Annotated in this window: 3 protein-coding genes; all 3 read right to left on the reverse strand. The window is 64.5% G+C overall.

All coding sequences use genetic code 11. The features are described from left to right. Positions 1-107 precede the first annotated feature (107 nt). The gene (locus D5S19_RS02445) at positions 108-731 is read right to left on the reverse strand and encodes a reverse transcriptase domain-containing protein (protein WP_199730292.1); all 624 of its coding nucleotides are present in this window, start codon (positions 729-731) and stop codon (positions 108-110) included. A gap of 819 nt (positions 732-1,550) precedes the next feature. Beyond that, entirely contained in the window at positions 1,551-2,255 is a 705-nt protein-coding gene (locus D5S19_RS02450) for an alpha/beta fold hydrolase (protein ID WP_158605477.1), read from the reverse strand. Positions 2,256-2,581: 326 nt separating this feature from the next. Beyond that, positions 2,582-3,221, reverse strand: a 640-nt coding sequence (locus D5S19_RS02455) for an IS30 family transposase (RefSeq protein WP_120021689.1), incomplete at its 5' end; no start/stop codon positions are given.

The raw sequence follows: 3,221 nt of genomic DNA on the forward strand, positions 1-3,221 counted from the left end.
CGCCTGCACGGCGAGCTCGGACACGTCCCACCCGCCGAGTACGAAGCACTACACGCGATGACCCACCCGGTCACCGCAACCCTGGAAACCAACTAATCCAGTCTCCATCAAACCCGGGGCTTGACACCGTGCTCGCCCGCATCCCATGCCCGGTCCAGCCGGTGCAGATATGCGTTGCACAGCAACGGCGATGCCGGGCCACCCTGCGGGGTTCCGGACGCCTCACGGCGCACCACCCCGTCCTCCATCACCCCTGCGCGCAGCATCACGCGCAGCAGCTTCAGAACACCCTGGTCGCTGATGCGTTCCTCGATCACTTGCATCAACTTCTCATGCGGAATCGCCGAGAAACACTCGGCGATGTCCGTCTCGACCACCCACCGCTTGCCCTGCCACGACTCGTCAACGAGCACTTGCAGGGCATCGTGCGCCGACCGTTTCGGGCGGAACCCGAAGCTGCACGGCAGAAAATCGGCCTCGAAGATCGGCTCGAGCACGATCTTCAACGCGGCCTGCACGACACGGTCCCGGACCGAAGGAATCGACAGCGGACGACGCTCACCGGACCCGGGCTTGGGAATCAGCACCCGCCGGGCCGGCAACGGCCGCCACCGTCCGTTCCTCAAGTCCTCGGCCACCTCGTCCAAGAGCCGGTCAACGCCGTACTCCTCGACCTCGGCCAGAGTGGTTCCATCGATGCCCGGCGCACCGTCATTGCGGCGCACCGCCACCCACGCCCGCCACAGGACGTCTCTGCGATAGACCTTGTCCCGCAGTGCGTGGAACCGTCGTCCCGGATCAGCCTTGGCCGACCGGTAAAGCGCATGCTGCAAGGCACGGACCGGGTCTCTGATGGACCCCACAGCGGCGGAACTAGCCTGACCGGCACTCACCGGACCCCTCCTTCCAGACACTGCGCACGAACGAAGCAGCGGCCCTTCCCTCACCGGCGGTTATGTTGTCCGCACGGCTCGATCGGTACTACGACCGCCTCCGACTCCCTCCCGGCACCCGATCCACTTCCCGGCTCCACACCGGTTATAGGACAGGCTTGTCCACGCCACTCGCAGCGCGCTTCGGCCGGGGAGGGTCTCCCCAGTTCCCGCCATCACCTTCTGAACGTTCCGCACCCTCTTACGCCGGGGAGTCCTTCGCGGCTGCACTTTCAGGGTCTTCACCGCTTCCATGGCCTTCACCGTGAACCGCCCGGCTCGGCTCTCCCTCAATGTCTAACGACGCGGCAGGCTTCGCTATCTGCTACGGACCGCTCAGTCGCTTCCCCCTGCGGGGCTTTTGACGCTGGGCTTCGACCCGATCCGTTTCCAGACCGGACCGCCAGCCTGCTACCGGGCCTCCTGACAGCTACCCGGACCGGACTCACACCGGCAGGCGACGACGAGCTTCAGATCACGTCATGACCGCTGGACAGTCACCTCCTGATCACTGGGCGCACCGGCTGCCGTACTAGCCACTCTTGCTGGTTTCGCAGCCACAGTGCTGTGGCTGCGCACCGACTTACCGGACAGGACCTGATCCTGCGCCGTGGCGAGTCAGGCCAGCTCGGCCAGCAGCTCGGCGAGTCGTTCCGGTGCCGACCAGAACGGCGAGTGCCCGCCGTCGATCTCACGGACCGTTGCACCGAGCAACTCCTGGGCCACGGCGGCGTTCCAGGCGCTGTCCACCACACGATCGTCGCGGCACGACACGTAAGTGGTCGGCACCTTGCGCTCCGGCAGATCCGGGCAGGTCTGCTGATACATCACGGTCGCGTCGGGGCGCAGCCGACCGACCGCGTCGGCGGCGTCAGCCGGGAGGCAGTCGTGGTAGAACAGCTCGGTCGCATCGGCCGGGTCCAGGACTCTGCGAGCGGACTCGTCGAAGGTGGCTCGGATGAGCACCTTCCGCATCGGCTCGGCGAACGGCTCGAGCCCGTTGTCCGCCCAAGTAGTCCCGGGCCGGCGCACCAGGGCGGCGAGCAGGACTAGAGAGCTCACCGCGCGGTTGCCAACCGCCAGCGGTGCCAGCAGCCCGCTCATCGAGTGCGCGACGAGAACGACGTCGGAACGGGTCCGGAGTGCGTCTTCGATCGCCGCGAGGTACTCGTCCTGGCCGGCGTCGGCGGTGTCGGACGGCAGCTGCGGGCACACGACATCGTGACCACGCGCCCTCAGGTACCCGCCCACCCTCTCCCAGCACCATGGGCCGTGCCAGGCACCGTGCACAAGGACAAACGTCTTGGACTTCCCATCTTCCATGAAGATCAACCTACCTCGGCGACCACCGCACCGGGCGACATGGAGTTCGCCGAGGACCTGCGACTTCACTTCTTGCCCGAACGGGCACACCTGCCCAAAACAGGAGACGGCATATGAAAGGTTTTCAGCGCTCGTTTCCCGTTTCTCGAGTCCACCGCGCATGATGGCCGCCCGGTTATCCGCACAGCAGGCGTGCCGCCGCAGCCCAGATGCCTGGTTCGTAGGTCGGAACGTCAAGTCCTTCGAAACGGTCATAGCGACAGCGCCGAAACGCGCAGGAACTCGCCGCCGAGAAATGCCATCAAAATGAGGGCGGAATCAAATGATCAAGGCGACACATGGCTCGCCAGCAGATCGCTGAAAACTTCAATTGGCTTACGCCAGTTCAGGGTCTCACGCGGTCTACCGTTCAACTGTGTCGCTACTTTATCAAGTTCCGCCTGAGTGTGCAAGGACAAGTCTGTGCCCTTCGGAAGATACTGGCGGAGTAGCCCGTTGGTATTCTCGTTGCTACCGCGCTGCCACGGCGAGTGGGGGTCGCAGAAATAGACCGGCATCCCAGTCCGGATCGTGAAGTCCGCGTGCCGAGCCATTTCTTTCCCTTGATCCCAGGTCACACTGTTCCGCATGAATTCTGGAAGGGTCTGCATTTTCCTGGCCAGTAGCGCCGCGACCCGTTCAGCATTGCGGTCATACGGGATTCGTACGAGCATGACGAACCTTGTGGTGCGCTCGACCAGTGTGGCGATCTGGGATTTATTCCCCTTGCCGATAATGAGGTCACCCTCCCAAAATCCGGGCACCGCACGGTCGTCGGCCTCCTTGGGGCGCTCGCTGACGTTCACCATGTCGAGGATCTTCCCCCTGGTTGAGGTCGCGCGGGACCGGTTGACCCGACGGGTCCGGCCCTGACGCAAGGCAATCGTCAGCTGGGTGCGGAGCTCGCCACGTGCTTGCAAATAGAGA

Origin of the sequence: Amycolatopsis panacis (assembly GCF_003600245.1) — a bacterium.
Classification (GTDB): Bacteria; Actinomycetota; Actinomycetes; order Mycobacteriales; family Pseudonocardiaceae; genus Amycolatopsis; species Amycolatopsis sulphurea.